Here is a 1738-nt window from a genome sequence, read left to right on the forward strand (position 1 = left end):
TCAACTCCTTGAATTATATGTAAATCAAACAGGTCATATTTGCATTTTCCCACACTTCCATTGGGAAAATTAACTCCCATATTTAAAATTGCGAACTGTTATATCCCTTGTATTAGACAAGAATTTAGAAGTTCCACAAAAAAAGCCGCAGTTGAGCACATTTGTAAGTGTACTCGCTTGCGGCTATTTTTGTTTTTAGTTGGGTAGTAGACTATTTTATTCGTCAAAGTCTCTATAATGGGCTTATTTGACCTTAGTAAGCATCTTTTCCTATACTTCATTTATCGAGTTTTCTAATAAACTAGTTTTAATCGTCACAATCCAAAACAACTGACTTTTGTAATTTTTCGGGATAAATACTTCTAGCTGCTATAAACGGATATTCACTTTCATTGTTTATACACATCTCTATTATCTGTGGCTTTCTTGTCTTTGTACTTATGTTTAAAAATGCTTTTTTAAAATACTCCCAATGTGGTTCTTCTGGAAGTGTTGGAAATCTCATTGGTAAAAGAATATCATTTATATAAACTTCAAACATTAAAGGGGAATATTCCTTAAACCTTACTGCTTTTGCATTATATATATTCCACCAATCAAATATATAAGGAGCACACATTAGAAGCCCGTCACATTCCATTGGATTACCTTTGCTACTAAATTCATATCTATTCGGTGGTACTACTTTTTTTTCTAAACAATACTTATATATACTATTATATACCCTATCTTCTAATGTACCATTGAGATTAAGTAGAAAGGAATCTTCTAAAATGATATACCCACGTGGTATAGCTCTTATTAATCCTAAATTCTCACACCTACTCAATAAGCTTTTAACTTTCTCCCTGCACATCTTTAACTCTTCTGCTATGGACTTTATATTTGCTTTTTCCTTTCTGCAATTGGGAGTATAAATCTTAGTAGTGCCTATGTCACATAAACAAGCAAGACGAATTAAAAAGCCTTTTATCTCGTTCTCAATATCTGTCCTGTATATAAACTGTGGATTTAAAAAGTAGAAGCTTTGTGGTTCATGGAAACAGTATAAATTCTTCTTCCGTTTATCTCCCTCATAAGGTACACCAAGAGCTTTATCAATTTCTTTTTTATCCTCTTCATTATTGGGATTCAAAGTTTTTATGGATAATATTGATTTATATTCTTTCAATTTGCCAATATAGCCCTCAACTGTACTTTCAGATAAATTTAGTTCTTCTTGCATCTTTTTCTCGCCAATAGCGGAAGCACATTCTTTATTGCATTTAGTCCGTATATAATAAAGTAGTAATGCTTCCATATTGGCACTTTTACTTTGAGGAATACGTATCAGGTCTTTGTTTACCGTTATATATTTCATCAGTAGCTATGAAGTCGTGGTTATCAATCAAAACAATCTCCTGTTTTTCTTTTTCTATCTTCCTGTATCGTGAAGTACCAAAAAATATCTTAGCTTCTTTTCTATTCTTAAAAATTATTCCTGTTGGTTTGTGTAGTATCATATATAAAATACGAAAAACGGGGTGTACCCCTATGGATATTAGTATATTTTGTATTAGTATATTATCCTTGAGTATCTGACACTTTGAAAAACGAGAATCTGACACTTCATATAAATCTTAGTTAAATTGCATTTGGGGTATCGAATAGACCGTGATAACTTTTCCCTGTATCTTCCTTTTGCTTTTAATATAGCCATTTGAGCTAGCCCATAAGCCAACTCTAAGCCTGTTATCTG

General features: G+C 31.9%; 1 protein-coding gene. It reads right to left on the reverse strand.

Annotation, left to right across the window (positions count from 1 at the left end):
• Window positions 1–307 precede the first annotated feature (307 nt).
• Window positions 308–1300, reverse strand: a complete 993-nt coding sequence (locus HMPREF2794_RS21660; protein ID WP_070752666.1) for a hypothetical protein — start codon at window positions 1298–1300, stop codon at window positions 308–310.
• Between the last annotated feature and the right edge of the window lie 438 nt (window positions 1301–1738).

It is taken from the genome of Bacteroides sp. HMSC067B03 (genome assembly GCF_001811315.1).
GTDB classification, from domain to species: Bacteria; Bacteroidota; Bacteroidia; order Bacteroidales; family Bacteroidaceae; genus Bacteroides; species Bacteroides faecis.

What these genes read in the sequence shown, in the direction of transcription:
- HMPREF2794_RS21660 (WP_070752666.1), bottom strand. Translation starts at nt 1,300, where the DNA reads ATGGAAGCATTACTACTTTATTATATACGGACTAAATGCAATAAAGAA.